Annotated in this window: 19 protein-coding genes, 5 tRNA genes and 1 rRNA gene; 24 read left to right on the plus strand and 1 reads right to left on the minus strand. The window is 41.8% G+C overall.

Translation table 11 applies throughout. From position 1 onward, the window contains the following. From CSV73_RS17000 to CSV73_RS15535, 3 genes are all read left to right on the plus strand, one after another. A partial coding sequence (locus CSV73_RS17000; RefSeq protein WP_369802603.1) for an IS3 family transposase occupies positions 1 to 96 on the plus strand: 96 nt, incomplete at its 5' end. Positions 97 to 248: 152 nt separating this feature from the next. Further along, positions 249 to 728: a PH domain-containing protein gene (locus CSV73_RS15530; RefSeq protein ID WP_085131909.1), complete on the plus strand. Its 480-nt coding sequence runs from the start codon at positions 249 to 251 to the stop codon at positions 726 to 728. Continuing rightward, positions 721 to 2256 (plus strand): PH domain-containing protein, encoded by a 1536-nt coding sequence (locus CSV73_RS15535; RefSeq protein ID WP_158232364.1) that lies wholly within the window; start codon positions 721 to 723, stop codon positions 2254 to 2256. The genes CSV73_RS15530 and CSV73_RS15535 overlap by 8 nt, the downstream gene beginning before the upstream one ends. Before the next feature lie 178 nt (positions 2257 to 2434). Here CSV73_RS15535 and CSV73_RS15540 read toward each other — a convergent pair whose 3' ends face one another. Next, positions 2435 to 3040, minus strand: coding sequence for a rhomboid family intramembrane serine protease (locus CSV73_RS15540; protein ID WP_085131907.1), 606 nt, complete (start codon positions 3038 to 3040; stop codon positions 2435 to 2437). A 68-nt stretch (positions 3041 to 3108) separates the two neighbouring features. On the opposite strand from CSV73_RS15540, the gene acpS reads away from it, so the two are divergent. The 21 genes from acpS to CSV73_RS15645 all read left to right on the plus strand — a co-directional run. Beyond that, positions 3109 to 3465: a holo-ACP synthase gene (gene acpS / locus CSV73_RS15545; protein WP_085131906.1), complete on the plus strand. Its 357-nt coding sequence runs from the start codon at positions 3109 to 3111 to the stop codon at positions 3463 to 3465. A gap of 95 nt (positions 3466 to 3560) precedes the next feature. After that, the gene (locus CSV73_RS15550) at positions 3561 to 4595 is read left to right on the plus strand and encodes a LolA family protein (RefSeq protein WP_085131905.1); all 1035 of its coding nucleotides are present in this window, start codon (positions 3561 to 3563) and stop codon (positions 4593 to 4595) included. Positions 4596 to 4682: 87 nt separating this feature from the next. After that, positions 4683 to 5795: an alanine racemase gene (gene alr, locus CSV73_RS15555; RefSeq protein ID WP_099628035.1), complete on the plus strand. Its 1113-nt coding sequence runs from the start codon at positions 4683 to 4685 to the stop codon at positions 5793 to 5795. 155 nt (positions 5796 to 5950) lie between these two features. Then, positions 5951 to 6256 carry a transcriptional regulator gene (locus CSV73_RS16920; protein ID WP_099628036.1) on the plus strand — a complete coding sequence of 102 codons (306 nt, stop codon included), beginning with the start codon at positions 5951 to 5953 and terminating at the stop codon, positions 6254 to 6256. 4 nt (positions 6257 to 6260) lie between these two features. Then, a complete protein-coding gene (locus CSV73_RS15565) occupies positions 6261 to 6611 on the plus strand; it encodes a type II toxin-antitoxin system PemK/MazF family toxin (protein ID WP_029054722.1) in 351 nt (116 codons plus the stop codon). Positions 6612 to 6798: 187 nt separating this feature from the next. Then, positions 6799 to 7626, plus strand: coding sequence for an RsbT co-antagonist protein RsbRA (locus CSV73_RS15570; protein ID WP_085131902.1), 828 nt, complete (start codon positions 6799 to 6801; stop codon positions 7624 to 7626). 1 nt (position 7627) lies between these two features. Further along, the gene (locus CSV73_RS15575; RefSeq protein ID WP_083034138.1) at positions 7628 to 7990 is read left to right on the plus strand and encodes an STAS domain-containing protein; all 363 of its coding nucleotides are present in this window, start codon (positions 7628 to 7630) and stop codon (positions 7988 to 7990) included. A 2-nt stretch (positions 7991 to 7992) separates the two neighbouring features. Then, the gene (locus tag CSV73_RS15580) at positions 7993 to 8394 is read left to right on the plus strand and encodes an anti-sigma regulatory factor (protein ID WP_085131901.1); all 402 of its coding nucleotides are present in this window, start codon (positions 7993 to 7995) and stop codon (positions 8392 to 8394) included. A 13-nt stretch (positions 8395 to 8407) separates the two neighbouring features. Continuing rightward, the gene (locus CSV73_RS15585) at positions 8408 to 9412 is read left to right on the plus strand and encodes a PP2C family protein-serine/threonine phosphatase (protein WP_199093179.1); all 1005 of its coding nucleotides are present in this window, start codon (positions 8408 to 8410) and stop codon (positions 9410 to 9412) included. A 102-nt stretch (positions 9413 to 9514) separates the two neighbouring features. Further along, the gene (locus tag CSV73_RS15590) at positions 9515 to 9856 is read left to right on the plus strand and encodes an STAS domain-containing protein (protein WP_085131900.1); all 342 of its coding nucleotides are present in this window, start codon (positions 9515 to 9517) and stop codon (positions 9854 to 9856) included. Continuing rightward, complete coding sequence (rsbW, locus tag CSV73_RS15595; protein ID WP_085131899.1) at positions 9843 to 10316, plus strand: anti-sigma B factor RsbW; 474 nt, start codon at positions 9843 to 9845, stop codon at positions 10314 to 10316. The genes CSV73_RS15590 and rsbW overlap by 14 nt, the downstream gene beginning before the upstream one ends. Then, on the plus strand, positions 10291 to 11076 hold the full coding sequence (sigB, locus tag CSV73_RS15600) for an RNA polymerase sigma factor SigB (RefSeq protein ID WP_085131898.1): 786 nt from the start codon (positions 10291 to 10293) through the stop codon (positions 11074 to 11076). Before rsbW ends, sigB begins: the two co-directional genes overlap by 26 nt. Further along, complete coding sequence (locus CSV73_RS15605; protein ID WP_085131897.1) at positions 11076 to 11672, plus strand: PP2C family serine/threonine-protein phosphatase; 597 nt, start codon at positions 11076 to 11078, stop codon at positions 11670 to 11672. Before sigB ends, CSV73_RS15605 begins: the two co-directional genes overlap by 1 nt. Positions 11673 to 11784: 112 nt before the next feature. Then, positions 11785 to 13926 (plus strand): Tex family protein, encoded by a 2142-nt coding sequence (locus CSV73_RS15610; protein ID WP_085133584.1) that lies wholly within the window; start codon positions 11785 to 11787, stop codon positions 13924 to 13926. Positions 13927 to 13940: 14 nt separating this feature from the next. Further along, positions 13941 to 14393 (plus strand): SprT family protein, encoded by a 453-nt coding sequence (locus CSV73_RS15615; protein WP_085131896.1) that lies wholly within the window; start codon positions 13941 to 13943, stop codon positions 14391 to 14393. Between the two features lie 256 nt (positions 14394 to 14649). Beyond that, positions 14650 to 14721, plus strand: a tRNA-Glu gene (locus CSV73_RS15620). A 52-nt stretch (positions 14722 to 14773) separates the two neighbouring features. Beyond that, positions 14774 to 14848: transfer RNA gene (locus CSV73_RS15625), tRNA-Gln, on the plus strand. 73 nt (positions 14849 to 14921) lie between these two features. After that, positions 14922 to 14997 (plus strand) — tRNA-Lys (locus CSV73_RS15630). A gap of 79 nt (positions 14998 to 15076) precedes the next feature. After that, a tRNA-Leu gene (locus CSV73_RS15635) sits at positions 15077 to 15163 on the plus strand. Positions 15164 to 15200: 37 nt separating this feature from the next. Beyond that, positions 15201 to 15274 (plus strand) — tRNA-Gly (locus CSV73_RS15640). A 269-nt stretch (positions 15275 to 15543) separates the two neighbouring features. Beyond that, positions 15544 to 15622 (plus strand): 16S ribosomal RNA (locus tag CSV73_RS15645); the annotation flags it as partial.

Raw genomic sequence — 15622 nt, forward strand, 5'->3', positions numbered from 1 at the left:
AGTTATATGACGTACTATAACCATTATCGCGGGCAGTGGAACTTGAAAAAGCTGCCGCCTGCAGAATACAGACGACAGCTTCAACAAGCAGCTTAGGCTTTTTTTATAATTGTCCTTTACAAAGGGTACATTTTAGCATTATAGCAGCCCGGATTTTTTTGTCGTGAATATGATATGATCGATTAGAATGAAACGTTTTCACGATTGTTACGTATATAGTGAGTAGAAATTTGAAAAGAGGTGGACCCGTGAGACAGCAACCTTCCAATCAAATCTCCAGAAAAGGATTAACCGTTTGGAGATTATATGGAACGATTCAAAGTGTGATTATATTAGCCATCGCAGTCGGTTTAGGTTTTTTGTCGTATTTTTTTGAATGGCCGATTTGGATTATGATCGTCGTTACAGTAATTGTACTATTATATGCGTTTTTATCAATTTATTTATTCCCGAAAATTAGTTGGCAACGCTGGCGCTATGAAGTACGTGAAGCAGAAATTGAACTTCAACACGGATTATTCATTGTCAATCGTACGCTCATTCCGATGGTGCGCGTTCAGCACGTGGACACAGCGGAAGGGCCGATTTTACGTAAGTATGGTCTGGCTTCTATCACAATTTCCACTGCAGCGACTACTCATTCCATTCCTGCGCTAGTGACGGAAGAGGCAGATGAACTGCGCAACCGTATTTCCACGTTTGCAAGGGTGGCGAAAGACGATGTCTGAACCACATTATAAACTACATTGGATTTCAGCTGTAGTCGAGACTGCCAAAGCACTGAAAGATTTGATAGGTCCGTTCGTAATTTTAGTTTTCGTGAATGGTTTCAAAGGAGAAAGTACAGCACCATGGTATATCCAGTATTGGTCTTTGATTTTATTTGGCGTGCTTCTCATATTCACGTTAGTTTCCGGTATTGTGAAATGGCGCCGTTTTGATTACTGGTTTGAAGATCAGGAGTTGCGCATCGTATCGGGTTTGTTTGTACGGAAAAAGCGTTACATTCCATTCGATCGTATTCAAAGTCTAGATTATACAGAAGGTATTTTCCATCGACCATTTCAGCTGGTTAAGGTCAAAATTGAAACAGCAGGTTCGTCATCCGGTAAAGATGCGGAAGCTGAATTAACTGCAATCACGAAGGAAGCAGCGCAACAGATTGAAAAAGAAATTAAGCAATCAAAAAAAATGAAAGTTATAGGTCCAAAACCAGCATTATTTGATCAAATAGAGTGGCAGTTGATTCGAGAGCCGGAGGAAGAAGTGCAGATAGCACAACAACCAGCACCAGTAATTTTTTCTATGACGACAAAGGATTTGCTTATGCTTGCGACAACTTCGGGTGGGATCGGAGTTATTTTATCTGGTGCGATCGTCTTCCTATCGCAAATCGAGGAACTCATCCCGTACGACTGGTTGTTCGGAGAATTGAAATCTTTCATCCGTATCGGTATTTTCGTCATTGCAGCCCTTGTAGCACTTGGTTTCCTGATTGTTTGGTTGCTATCCGTCGCGATGACATTCCTTGCGAATTATGATTTCAAAGTCATGCGTGAGAAAGATGATTTAGTCATCACGCGGGGGTTACTTGAGAAGAAACGGGTTACTGTGCCGTTGAAACGTGTACAAAATATTACGATCATCGAAAATCCTATCCGTCAGTTATTCGGCTACGGAGCGGTCATCATCAACAGTGCGGGGGGAGTGGGAGAAGGTTCGCGCATCAAACTTTTTCCGCTAGCGAAACGAAATCGCATTGTCGAACCATTGCAAGAGTTATTTCCCACTATAGACTTCAGTGAACCGATAGAGAAAATTGGTGGAAGAGGGAAACGTTTCTACTATCGTTTTAAGTTACTTGTGACACTTATAGCGATAGCGGTTGTCTCGTACAACTTCTTTCCTTACGGCTTGCTGATGTTGTTATTGTTGCCGTTGGTAGGATTGCACGGTATTTGGCAATACAAGACGGCGGCCTACACGATCTTGCCGAAACAATTGACTATGCGTTTTCGCATAGTCAGCCGGCAGACGGTGTTTACGGAGAAGAATCGGATTCAGTCGATGGAGTTGGGTCAGAACTACTTCCATCGCAGGAAAAAGGTTGCAACGATCACAGCCAATGTCAAGTCAGGTATGACACTCGACGCCCCAGCCATTCGTCACATGTCTCAGGAAGACGCAGAAAAGTTCCTGTCTTGGTATGAGTACCACCCAGAAAGCACAGAATCACAAACAGAGCCGGACAACTAAACTTGTCTGGCTTTTGGATTAGTGAAAGTGGATAGGCTGACAGGAGATAGGATAGGAAATTTGTGCTCTTAACGCTTCGCTATTACTCCAATCTCTTCGTACCCACTATTTGACTCTTTATGCAATTCTCCATTTAAAAAGCCAGACAAGGATAATCCTAGTCTGGCTTTGCATGACACTACTTTTTTCGCCAACTAACAATGTTCTTCGGATTGAAAAAGCTCAACCCGATCAGGAAGCCCGTGAGCAGCCCTGCAATGTGCGCTGTCACGTTGATATTCGTCCCGACAAACGTCATCACAACACTAATGATGATAATCGGTAAAATAACTTGTCTCAACTGTGGAAATGCATGCTTCGTGTAATACACAAGCGCGCCAAACGCACCGAACACACCAAAGATCGCACCACTTGCACCGACATGCGTATAGGCAACAGGCTGCACGAAGTATGTTGCGATATCGCCGAACAAGCCGGCTAACAAATATACGGTGATAAACCGTGCTTTCCCTGCGATTTTCTCAAGCTCTGGTCCGAAAACGAAAAGCGAGAACATGTTAAATAGTAAATGCATGAAACCGCCATGCAAAAACATCGGGGTTATTAAGCGCCAATACTCTCCATTCGCAATGAGCAAGTTATCTCCCAAGCCGAATAAAAAGAGCCGATCACCAATGCCGGGAATTAATGTATAGATAAAAATCCCGATATTTAAGGCGAGCAAAAATGTCACGACAGGATATGCGCGAACATATTGTGAAAAGTTTTCCGTTCTTATAAACATGGTTTCACCTCAATCTTCTGTACTGATTATACATATTATTTAACTTGAAGGGAAAGGAGTTGTTCATTTTGATACAAGGAATTGGATTAGACATCGTGGAATTGGATCGCATAGCCCGTTTGGATGGCCGTGGCGCGAAATTCAGAGAACGGATATTGTCCGAAAGAGAACTACGAGTATATGAAACGCTACATGGCCACCGTAAAAATGAATACTTGGCGGGGCGCTTTGCTGCCAAAGAAGCATTCTCGAAAGCGCGAGGTACTGGAATCGGAACGGATTGCAGTTTTTTGGACATTGAAGTCATTTCGGAAGCAAGTGGTCGCCCTGTATTGTACTTCCATAGTCAACTGGTTCAAGGGTTTATTAGCATTACACATACTCGAAATGTAGCTGCTGCACAAGTGGTCTTAATGGAATCCTGAAAGCGTCTGAACAGAATTTAAAACAAGCTCGCATAATCGATTCATCCCTCTCATAAGATAAGCTACCCGAATTGATTGGAGAAAGGATGAAAAGAATGCGGAAAAAAATTATTTTGTTAACAGTCGTTGCCGTTATGTTAGTACTAGGAGGATGCGGTAAACCCTCTAAAGAAGATGTCATGAAGAAACTTAGTAATAAGTGGAATGAAACGAAGGGGTATGAGCTAAATGCCTCGATGGAAATCAAAACAGGTTCGGAGCCACGGATGTACAATGTGGAAGTATGGCATACTAAGCCAGAGTTTTACAAAGTAAATGTAACGCAATCGGGGAATGAAGAATCGCAAATGATCGTCCGTAATGAAGAAGGTGTGTTTGTTATTACGCCGTCACTTGGCAAAACATATAAATTCCAAAGTGACTGGCCGGCGCAAAACAGTCAAGGGTATCTGATCGGAACGCTTGCTGAAGATATTAAGGTAGACAAGGCAGCGGTAATGGAAGAAAAAGAAAAAGAGTATATCTTTGAAACGGCAACACGCAATAATCATAAATCACTTTTACCAACTCAGAAAATTCATATCGATAAAAAGACTTTGTTACCAAACAAGGTGACGATTCATGATGAAGCAGGAGAAGAAAAGATTTCCATTAAGTTCGATAAAATTGCCTTGGGTGTAGAGCATAAAGTGGCTGAGTATAAGGTAGAAATGGATAAACCAAAAGCAGATGGTGATCAATCGGATTCTGATGGAGAAGCAACAGAAGGTGATGGGGAAGATCAAGCTAAGGTAGATCAACAAACTTACTATCCGGTTGCTAATTTACAAGGTACAACATTGTCTGAAGAGAAGAGTGTGGAAATTGAGAATGGTCAGCGTGTTATCATGACATTCAGTGGAGATAAGGAATATGTTGTCATTCAGGAACCAGCTGAAAAGCCCTTGAATCAAATGCCAGTTTCCATAGAAGGTGATCCAGTTGATCTAGGTTTCGCGGTAGCGGCATTGACGGAAAAATCTATTCACTGGGAAGCGAATGGCATGGCGTTCTTTGTTGCATCTGACATGTTAAGCAAAGAAGAATTAATCACTGTAGCAAATTCGATGACAGCGACAGAATCCAAGTAATTAACGACTGAATCAATTGACTAGACTGTGCCTTTGGATAGATAATTATTTCATGCAACAGTCTATCCTATAACGAGGTGGAAGGAAATGTTCAACGAAACACAGTATCGGCCAACACGAGCGATTATTAATACAGCAGCTATTCGGCACAATGCACAACACCTTATGTCTTATTTACCTAAAGAAACCAAGTTGATCGCGGTCGTCAAATCAGATGGATACGGTCATGGAGTAGCGCAGGCTGCTTCCGCTGCATTGCGAGCGGGAGCAGAAATGTTTGCTGTTGCGACTCCGGATGAAGCGATGACGCTCAGGAAAACGCAGCCGACAGTCGATATTCTTGTACTGGGATTTTCACCGGTGTCATTTGCCGCTGTAGCTGCACAACATAACATTATTCTAACGGTTACGAGTGAGAATTGGGTAAAACAAGTGATTGCACAACAACCCTTTGATAATAAATGCAGAATTCATGTAAAAATCGACAGTGGGATGGGTAGAATTGGAGTGAGGAATGAAGAAGAGCTCACGCAATTGGTGAGGCGCATTCAGCAGTCCGATTTATTTATTGATGGTGTATTCACACATTTTGCACGTGCGGATGAAGAAAATAGAGAACCAACGCGGCGACAGTATGAACGATTTATGCGTCTAGTAAATTGTTTGCCTGAAAAACCGCGTCTCATTCATGCATCGAATAGCGCAGGGGCTTTGTTGTATCCTGAATATGCACTAGATGCTGTTAGGTTTGGCATAAGTTTATACGGTATTCCGCCGTCTCATACCGTTGCAAAGCAGCTACCGTTTACGCTTGAACGGGCATTGGCGATAGAAACCGAATTAACTTACGTGAAACAAATGACGGCTGGCGAAGAAATTAGCTATGGCGGTACGTATAAAGCGGTTGAGGGAGAATGGATCGGAACATTACCTGTGGGCTATGCGGATGGGCTGAAGCGTTCACTTAAAGGTCAGGAAGTACTAATCGATGGCAAGAGGGTACCGATTGTTGGCACCATTTGCATGGACCAATGCATGATTCGATTACCTCGTGAATATTCTGAAGGTGAAAAGGTGATATTGATCGGCAAACAGGGCAACGAAGAAATAGGTATAGAAGAATGGTCTGAACGCCTAAACACGATACCCTATGAAATAGCTGTAACATTTTCTACACGGATACCTAGAGTCTATACGTGAAAACGTCGAAACTATCTGGCGGAATATATGACGCAACGATCATCTAATTCGACATTCTACTGACGAAACTAGTATTTCTTGTCAAAACACTTCAAACCTTGTCTTTTCATATTCCAATATAAATGGTAAGATAGAAATGATATAGAAATAGAGGGATGGGTTTGTCGGAGGTGCTCGATTTGCGTACGGATAAAAACGATAAAAGAATACTTAGTATAGCCTCAACCAGATTGCAACAGCAAAATGAAGACGCAATCTTTCAATGGGAGCAAGTGCAAGAAGATTTCGTTTATACGACAGATGTGAAACATATCAAACATGGCGAAGCTTCCTTATTACGTGAAGCCATGATTAGAGGTTATGTGGAAATGTCGCAAATCAACCTCAACATAGCGGCAGAATGTTTATATGCGGAATTTGAAGCTCAGCATACCGTGGAACGTTGCGTCAGCGGAGGATGAAAAGTTGGCAATTAAACGCGGAGACGTCTTTTTTGCAGATTTGTCACCTGTAGTCGGTTCTGAACAGGGTGGGACTAGACCGGTACTGATCATCCAAAACGACATCGGTAACCGATTCAGTCCTACAGTGATTGTGGCAGCCATTACTGCACAAATTCAAAAAGCAAAATTGCCGACACATGTCGAAATTACAGCGGCCCGGCATGGATTCGAGCGGGATTCAGTCATCCTGCTCGAGCAAGTCCGCACAATCGACAAGTCTAGGCTTACAGACAAAATAACACACTTAGACGATGCGTTAATGAAGCAAGTCGACGAAGCTTTACAAGTAAGCTTCGGGCTTATTAAATTTTAGCATACATATTCTACTAACTTTTATTGCAGATGGCGCCAGTAACTTATGGCTTCTGAAAACACTATAGCCAATCGGTTATAGTGTTTTTTTTTTAAGTAATTTCAAAAAAAGTGATTAAAAACATGTAGTTTGCAATGGAATTCGATACAATAGAGGTAACTGAAGATGTAGGGAGGAACAAATAACGATGAACGAAGTCATGAAAAAAGGTATAGCCGAGAATATAGATATAATCACTACGCGCTGGGTAGAACAAATGAAAGAGAATGCTGATGAGCGTTTTCTAGATTTAATGCCTGAAGCTGTAGTGGCAACAACTAGTAGAGAGTTTGCAGAATTGATGACGTCTAATCTATCGTATCGCGAAACAGTGGACAAGGGAAGACTGGATGAGTTTACAGAGAAAATCATTCATTTTGGATGGTCAATTAAGTTTATCAATCGGGCAATTGATACGTTTTCTGGCGTCGTATATAACCTATTTTTTGAGACGGGGATTTTACGAGAGTCCAACTTGCGCGAAGGAATTAATATCCTTTCAAACTGGATCAATCCGCTAAGAGAGAGCATCATCGAAGAATATTCTACGAAGTGGGAACGTACGGACATCTTGCAGAAGATTGCTTTGCAAGAACTATCCGCATCTTTGATCCCGGTATTCGACAAGATATCTGTCATGCCGTTAGTTGGGACAATCGATACAGAACGTGCAAAATTGATCATGGAGAATCTATTGGAAGGTGTTGTCAAGCAGCGCGCTGAAGTCGTGTTACTTGATATTACAGGTGTACCGGTAGTCGATACAATGGTTGCGCACCATATCATTCAAGCGGCAGACGCGGTTCGATTAGTAGGGGCGAAATGTATGCTAGTCGGAATTCGCCCAGAAATTGCACAGACTATTGTGACGCTTGGTATTAATCTTACCGATTTCTCAACGACAAGCACGTTGCGCAGAGGTATGCAAAAAGCGCTTGAAATGACAGGTCGGACAATTGTGGAGGAGGAAAAGTAGTATGAAGATGCGAATCCCGATTCTAAAGCTAAAGGATACATTGATTGTATCTATTCAAGTGGAGCTTGACGATCAGACAGCATTACAATTCCAAGAAGATTTATTGAATCAACTGCATAAAACATCTGCACGGGGCGTCGTGATTGATTTGACACCAATCGACTTCATTGATTCATTCATCGCAAAAGTGCTTGGGGATGTTATTCATATGACAAGTCTGATGGGTGCGAAAGTTGTCATCACGGGTATTCAACCATCTGTAGCCATTACGTTAATTGAATTAGGTATCCGTTTAGAAAACGTGACAACTGCATTAGATCTAGAGAATGGGTTAGAGAAATTGACTAGAGAATTGGAGGCCTGACCATGGAACACAGGTCTTCTATAGAGATCAAGACGGAGTGGGATATTGTTGCAGCTAGACAATTAGGCCGCAATGAGGCGAAAAGTACGGGTTTTGGAACAGTCGACCAAGCTAGAATTACGACTGCCATTAGTGAATTAGCGAGAAATATATACCTTTACGCAGGAAAAGGCCGAATCGAAATTGTGCCTATTTCAGTAGGTGCGCGGGTGGGTTTACTTATTACCGCTTCCGATGAAGGGCCAGGAATTTCTGATTTGCAAAAAGTTATGACAGATGGATATACGACTTCAGGAGGACTGGGTGCAGGAATGCCAGGAGTCAAACGACTGATGGATGATTTTCGGATAGAAACAGAAGTGGGCGTAGGTACCACTATTACAGCAACAAAATGGTTGCACTAGGAGTTGAAGGGTATTGCCACAAGAGGCGGGTAAGCAGTATAAGCAAATGCTGGAGAATTATCTGCACTCCAAAGGAGAAGAAGATCTCTATTTGGGACAGCAATTCAGCCGCAGCTTCATAGAAAAGAGTATCGCGCCGGAAGATGTTATCAGTATTCATAAAAATTCTGTTGAAGAACTGATTAAAGATCTGCCGGCCGATGTCAGCGTCTCTTTCGACTTTTTAATCGAAATGATGATTCATTATGGACTAGCGTTAAAAGAGCATCAGAGCTTGATCCGCAAACAAGAGGCCATTCAAACGGAGATGGATATTGCTGTCAGAGTACAAAATACTTTGTTACAAACAACAACTCCTATGTTGGAAGGCCTGGATATAGGTTGGATTTCCAAACCGTCGAAGCAAATGAATGGGGATTATGTATACTTCCTCAAGGAAACAGAACAAGAGGTTTGCTTGGCGGTTGCTGATATTATCGGAAAAGGCATGTCGGCAGCGATGCATATGTCCATGGTAAAGTTCGGTATGGATAGTCTGAGGTATGAGAAAAGAAATCCTTTTGAAGTGTTAAGCTTTATCAATAAAATGGTAGAACAAAGCATTGCTGATTCCATGTTCATTTCCATGTTTTACGGAAAGTATGATACAAATAACTCAATATTCCGCTATTCTTCAGCTGGACATGAACCGGCTCTATTTTATCGAGCGGCAGAAGATTCGTACAGTTTGCTAGAAAGTAAAGGTCTATTGCTAGGCGTGCAAGAAGACGCAGTGTATGAAGAACGAACTGTGCGTCTTGATAATAATGATTTCGTCGTGATTATGACGGATGGTGTAACGGAAACCAGAACCGATAAAGGTTTCATTGAGATGGATGTTATAGAAAGTTTATTGCGCGAAGTGCGTTCGGAAAGTGCGCAAACGATGGTTGACTATTTATTTAGCGAGCTGTCTAAAATGCAAAACTATGAATTGCATGATGATTTCACACTTGTAATTTTGAAGAAAACAAAATAAATGTTTAAGAAATTAGAGAATGGGTATAAAACAATGAGTGTGTAGCAAGCATGATTACGCTGTGCATTCAGAGAAAATAGAGAAAACGATCGGGGTGGCGAAATGAATTTACAAGTTGAGCAAGTTGACAAAGATCTCGTGCATAATTTTAAAGTTATCGGTGAAATCGATATATATACAGCGCCAAAATTAAAAGAGTATTTGGCTACTTTAGAGTTAGTGGAAGGAATCGAAATAGAATTAGATTTATCTGAAGTGAATTATATGGACAGTACAGGCCTGGGCGTATTTGTGGGATACTATAAAGAAGTAAAAGCGCATAATGGAAAATTAGTCATTCAAGGACTAAATCAACGCCTTTATCGATTGTTTGAAATTACGGGCCTTAGTGAGATTATGGAGATAGAACAATCTAAAGGTGGCGAAAATAATGCAAGCGTTTGATTACATCGAAATAAAAGTTCCTGCAAAAGCCCAGTACGTAGGTGTAGCCCGGTTAGCTATATCGGGTCTTGCAAGCCGCATTGGATTCACATATGACGAAATTGAAGATTTGAAGATCGCTGCAAGTGAAGCAGTGACGAATGCTGTGCAGCACGCGTACAATGATGAAAAAACAGGTGAAGTGATTTTAGGATGTGCCCTCTATGAAGATCGCCTGGAAATTGTCGTGACGGATCATGGTCAAAGCTTTGACTTTGAAGAAACAAAGAAAAAAGTCGGACCCTATCAAGATTGGAATGAAGAATCACCTCTTAGAGAAGGTGGCTTAGGACTTTACTTGATGGAAACTTTAATGGATGAAGTCAAAGTAGACCAAGGGGAGGGTGTCATTGTTTTCATGACCAAATATTTGGGCAGAGAGCGGGGAGAGGATCATGTCAAATCAACAGTCTTCTCGTGACAGTGAGACAAAAGAGCAAGTCCTTAAATGGATACACGAATATCAAGAGAATAATGATGACCACGCGCAAACACAATTAGTCCTCCATTATGAGAGACTGGTGCATTCTATCGCGCGCAAATATTCGCGTGGACAATCTCATCATGAAGATATAGTCCAAGCAGGAATGCTCGGACTACTAGGCGCGATTCGAAGATATGATCCTGAGCAAGGACGAAACTTTGAAGCGTTTGCTGTACCGACCATCATCGGGGAAATCAAGCGTTTCCTTCGAGATAAAACATGGGCTGTTCACGTACCGCGACGAATCAAGGAATTAGGACCTAAAATAAAAGCGGCTGTTGAAACGTTAACAACTGAATTTCAACGTTCGCCAATGGTCTATGAAATAGCAGAATATCTTGGTACCGACGAGGAGTTAGTGCTTGAAGCGATGGAAATGGGCAGAAGTTACCAAGCGTTATCGATTGACCATACACTAGATGCGGATTCAGAAGGCGGAACCATTACGTTGCTAGATATTATTGGTGAGACGGATGACGGATTTGAGAAAACAGATCAGCGTATGCTTGTTTTGAATGCACTGAACGTTTTAAGTGAACGCGAACGTCAGATTATCCAGTATACATATATCGATCAGATGAGCCAGAAAGAAGCTGGAGAATTACTGGATATTTCCCAAATGCATGTTTCAAGACTGCAACGGAAAGCAATCAAGAAATTACAAGAGGTAATCCTAACGAGTGGTGGTGCAAATTAGTGGAAACTTTTGAGAATGACTATGTAGAGGCATATATATACCAACAGTCAAAAAAAGGTAATAAAGATTCTGGGGATGCATACTACATTCATTCAGAAGAAGATTATTTCATTTGTGCTATTGCAGACGGCTTGGGCAGTGGAACGGAAGCGAAAGAATCCGCTGAAATCATTCCACAAGTCTTAAAGATATATCATCATGAATCACCTGACGATTTGTTACTGCGTTGCAATAAACAGATGGTGCATAAACGCGGTGCTGCAGTAGGGATTGTGAAAGTGTACTTTGAACAGCAAACCCTAGAATATAGTTGTGTCGGTAATATTCGGATCTATATTCTGCAATCGAATGGTCAGATGATTTATCCCTTACCGGTAATGGGTTATCTATCCGGACGACCACAATCGCCTCGTACGCAAAGATATCCTTATAATAAGAACGACCGGTTCTTCCTCCACTCTGACGGCGTAAACTTGCGAAGTCCTAAGAAATACTTACAAGAAAACTCTACTCCGTATCAATTGTATAAAAAGGTTGAAGGTACGATTGAAGATAATGATGATGCAACATTCATCACGGCTAGTCTGCTTCATTAAGTTGAAGCAGGCTTTTTTGTGCTTGAAAATAAATAGCCGTAGAAGGAAACTGCATTGGAAACATGCTATTATATGGAAAGAAGAAAGGGTGGTTAAATTGTCAAAAGATCTTATGGAAGCAACAGCAAGCCGCGCAGGAATCAGTAAACGCCAAACGGCAAGTGTCATCGCTCTGTTGGAAGAAGGCAACACTGTACCTTTTATTGCGCGTTACCGAAAAGAAGCAACAGGTTCACTCGATGAAGTACAGATCAAAGAGATTGAAGATGCCTATCATTATATAAAATCGCTCGAACAGCGAAAAGAAGAAGTGTTGCGTTTAATCGATGAACAAGGGAAGCTGGATGATAAGTTAAAGGCAGACATTGAGCGCGCGACAGTATTGCAGCGTGTCGAAGACTTGTACCGCCCTTATAAACAAAAACGACGTACGAAAGCGATGATTGCGATTGAAAACGGCTTAGAACCACTTGCTGATCAATTGATGCAACAGTTATCCGCAAATATTGAAAATGCAGCACAAGCCTATATCAATATTGAAAAAGAAATCCATACTATAGAAGATGCGTTAGAAGGCGCCAAGTTCATTATTGCGGAAAGAGTATCGGAAGACGCAACAATGCGTGAGAAAATTCGTAAAATCACATGGGCATCCGGAAAACTGACAGCTACCCTTAAAAAAGGCGCAGAAGATGAACGAAAAGTTTTTGAAAACTACTATGAATATGAAGAACCACTCAGTAAAATCGTACCTCACCGCGTTTTAGCTATTAATCGAGGAGAAAAAGAAGATGTTTTGCGTGTTGGAGTGGATTTCCCGGCAGAGCGCATCATTGGAGATCTTGAGCGTACGTACTTAAAGAGACATCCTTCATCATCTGCAACGTATATAAGAGAAGCGTTAGAGGATTCTTTTAAACGTTTAATTGCCCCTTCAATAGAAAGAGAAGTACGAACGACATTAACTGAAAAAGCGGAAACGCAAGCAATTCACGTATTTTCGGAAAATCTTCGTAGCCTTCTATTACAACCACCGTTAAAAGGTAGAACGGTTCTTGGTGTAGATCCGGCATTCAGAACAGGATGTAAACTTGCAGTAGTGGACGAAACAGGAAAGCTCCATGACATCTCGGTCATTTATCCTCATCCACCGAAGCCACAAAAAGAAGCATCGAAAAAAGTAATACTCGATCTATTGAAGAAATATCCGATATCCATTATGGCGATTGGTAACGGGACTGCATCACGGGAGACGGAAAAATTTATTGTCGATTTAATTAAAGAAGTGGACAAGCCGGTTTCCTACGTAATTGTCAATGAAGCTGGAGCGAGTGTATATTCAGCATCTGCAAAGGCACGAGAAGAGTTCCCGGACCTGCAGGTAGAGCAAAGAAGTGCGGTATCCATTGCACGGAGACTGCAAGACCCATTGTCTGAACTCGTGAAAATTGATCCGGAATCTATTGGTGTGGGACAATACCAGCATGACGTAGCGAAAAAGAATCTGACGGAATCACTTTCATTTGTTGTAGAAACAGCGGTGAACCGAGTGGGGGTTAATGTTAATACCGCTTCATCTTCGCTATTACAGTATGTTTCAGGTCTCTCAAAAGCCGTGGCAGAGAACATTGTCAAAGCAAGAGAAGAAGCAGGTAAGTTCACAAAACGTACAGAGTTGAAAAAGGTACCGAGACTCGGCGCGAAAACTTACGAACAGGCAATCGGCTTCTTACGCATACCAGAATCAAAAGAGCGCTTTGACTCGACAGGCATTCACCCAGAGAGTTATAAAGTAGCAGAGGCAGTGTTAAAAGAGTTGCAACTCGATAAATCCCAGCTTGGTACAGAAGAAGCGACAACTGCTCTCGAACACGTGGATATCCCAACACTTGCTGCGCAGTTAGACGTAGGAGAAATAACGTTGCAAGATATTATACAAACATTGCAGCGTCCAAATCGCGACCCGCGTGACGATTATCCCCAACCTTTATTAAAAGCGGATGTACTTGATATAAAAGATGTACATGAAGGAATGGAAATGCAGGGAACAGTGCGCAACGTAGTGGATTTCGGTGCATTTGTAGACATTGGCGTTTCAGAAGACGGATTAGTACACATATCTAAAATGAAGAATGGCTATGTCAAACATCCGTTAGACGTAGTTGCATCCGGTGATATTGTTACAGTATGGATTGATTCCGTCGATCGTCAAAAAGGACGTATCGCATTATCTATGCTTCCTCTTAAGAAATAAAGGAGAGAATCAGCATGTCAGAAGAACAATTACAACAGCTGGTTGAACAGATCTCATTGGATATCTTTCATAAGCAGTTTGTCCATCAAGCGGTTTTTAATAGCCGACTGCGGACGACGGGTGGTCGCTATAAGTTAAGCAATCATTTTATAGAGATTAATCCGTTAGTTATTAAGCTTCATGATGAGGAAGAATTAATTGGGATCATAAAACATGAACTTTGCCATTATCACCTTCATATAGAAGGAAAGGGATATAAACATGGAGATGCAGATTTTAAACAGCTACTAAAAGAAACTAATTCCCCCCGTCATTGTAAGCCGCTAACGGAACGTAAAGTGAAAAGTGCGATAATCCATCTATATCGTTGTACTGCTTGTGGATTGGATTATCCTAGGCGGAGGAGAATGGATTGCACGAAATATCGCTGTGGAAAATGTGCTGGGGAAATTTCAAAAGTGAAGTAAAGAATAAAAGACATTCACTCATAATGAGTGAATGTCTTTTATTCTATGAGACGGATATAGGTGAAGGGCGCTTTGTAGCATAGAAAAACATTCAGCGGAAAGGTTGTCATATCAACGTTTCTAAGCATGTTGAAAAGTTTTTTAAAAAAGATTGTCTAAAAAGGTTGACGAACAGCAAGACCCTGTCTATAATAGTAAAAGTCGACTAAGACAAGCGCAACAAAACATTCACTTGCTGAAGCGACAATCAAATTAAGGCCCCTTGGTCAAGCGGTTAAGACACCGCCCTTTCACGGCGGTATCACGGGTTCGAATCCCGTAGGGGTCACTTTTAATAAAACGAACAAATCCCTGGAGATCTGATAGCAAGTTATCATTGATGGGGTATAGCCAAGCGGTAAGGCAACGGACTTTGACTCCGTCACTCGTTGGTTCGAATCCAGCTACCCCAGCCATTCTTACTGCGTGTTACACGCAATAGAGAGAACGAAGGTATTTTGGGACGATTTGTTTCTTTCATTTTAACACGAGCCGTTAGCTCAGTTGGTAGAGCATCTGACTTTTAATCAGAGGGTCACAGGTTCGAATCCTGTACGGCTCACCATTCATTTTAAAAAGTTTTTGAGAAAGTTCTTGACTTACTTAAACTGAAGGTGTATAGTAGTAATTGTCGCTGAAACAAAGCGGTAGTGGCGGAATGGCAGACGCGCTAGGTTGAGGGCCTAGTGGGGGTTAACCCCGTGGAGGTTCAAATCCTCTTTACCGCACCAAACATTCTCACTGATGCAATTTAATTACAACTTATATGCGGGTATAGTTTAGTGGTAAAACCTCAGCCTTCCAAGCTGATGATGGGAGTTCGATTCTCCCTACCCGCTCCATTATTTTTAAAAAGCAAATGAACCTTGAAAACTGAACAGCAAAACGTTAACGAAATACAGTTTGCGCATCTAACGATGACACGAACAAAACGAGTATCTTAATTGATGCCAGCAAATGAAACTCGAGCTAATCGATTTTTCATCTACTGGGTGTCGAGTTGTAGTGAAGTGCTAGGAAGTGATCGAGTGAAGAAGGGAGCGTACTCAGGTACATGACCGACTGAACGAGTGAAACTGACAACGCAATTCGCTGCGGATCGGCGGTCAGTATTATGGAGAGTTTGATCCTGGCTCAGGACGAACGCTGGCGGCATGCCTAATACATGCAAGTCGAGCGAACTGTTGGAA

This window comes from Sporosarcina sp. P1, assembly GCF_002743155.1.
In the GTDB taxonomy this organism is placed as follows: domain Bacteria; phylum Bacillota; class Bacilli; order Bacillales_A; family Planococcaceae; genus Sporosarcina; species Sporosarcina ureae_B.

Bases quoted from the DNA above. Each gene is read 5' to 3' on its own strand.
- CSV73_RS15540 (WP_085131907.1), bottom strand. From the start codon at position 3,040: ATGTTTATAAGAACGGAAAACTTTTCACAATATGTTCGCGCATATCCT.
- alr (WP_099628035.1), top strand. From the start codon at position 4,683: ATGTTCAACGAAACACAGTATCGGCCAACACGAGCGATTATTAATACA.
- CSV73_RS15590 (WP_085131900.1), top strand. From the start codon at position 9,515: ATGAATTTACAAGTTGAGCAAGTTGACAAAGATCTCGTGCATAATTTT.
- CSV73_RS15615 (WP_085131896.1), top strand. From the start codon at position 13,941: ATGTCAGAAGAACAATTACAACAGCTGGTTGAACAGATCTCATTGGAT.
- CSV73_RS15575 (WP_083034138.1), top strand. From the start codon at position 7,628: ATGAAGATGCGAATCCCGATTCTAAAGCTAAAGGATACATTGATTGTA.
- CSV73_RS15610 (WP_085133584.1), top strand. From the start codon at position 11,785: ATGGAAGCAACAGCAAGCCGCGCAGGAATCAGTAAACGCCAAACGGCA.
- CSV73_RS15550 (WP_085131905.1), top strand. From the start codon at position 3,561: ATGCGGAAAAAAATTATTTTGTTAACAGTCGTTGCCGTTATGTTAGTA.
- CSV73_RS15535 (WP_158232364.1), top strand. From the start codon at position 721: ATGTCTGAACCACATTATAAACTACATTGGATTTCAGCTGTAGTCGAG.
- CSV73_RS15580 (WP_085131901.1), top strand. From the start codon at position 7,993: ATGGAACACAGGTCTTCTATAGAGATCAAGACGGAGTGGGATATTGTT.
- CSV73_RS15570 (WP_085131902.1), top strand. From the start codon at position 6,799: ATGAACGAAGTCATGAAAAAAGGTATAGCCGAGAATATAGATATAATC.
- CSV73_RS16920 (WP_099628036.1), top strand. From the start codon at position 5,951: ATGGGTTTGTCGGAGGTGCTCGATTTGCGTACGGATAAAAACGATAAA.
- sigB (WP_085131898.1), top strand. From the start codon at position 10,291: ATGTCAAATCAACAGTCTTCTCGTGACAGTGAGACAAAAGAGCAAGTC.
- rsbW (WP_085131899.1), top strand. From the start codon at position 9,843: ATGCAAGCGTTTGATTACATCGAAATAAAAGTTCCTGCAAAAGCCCAG.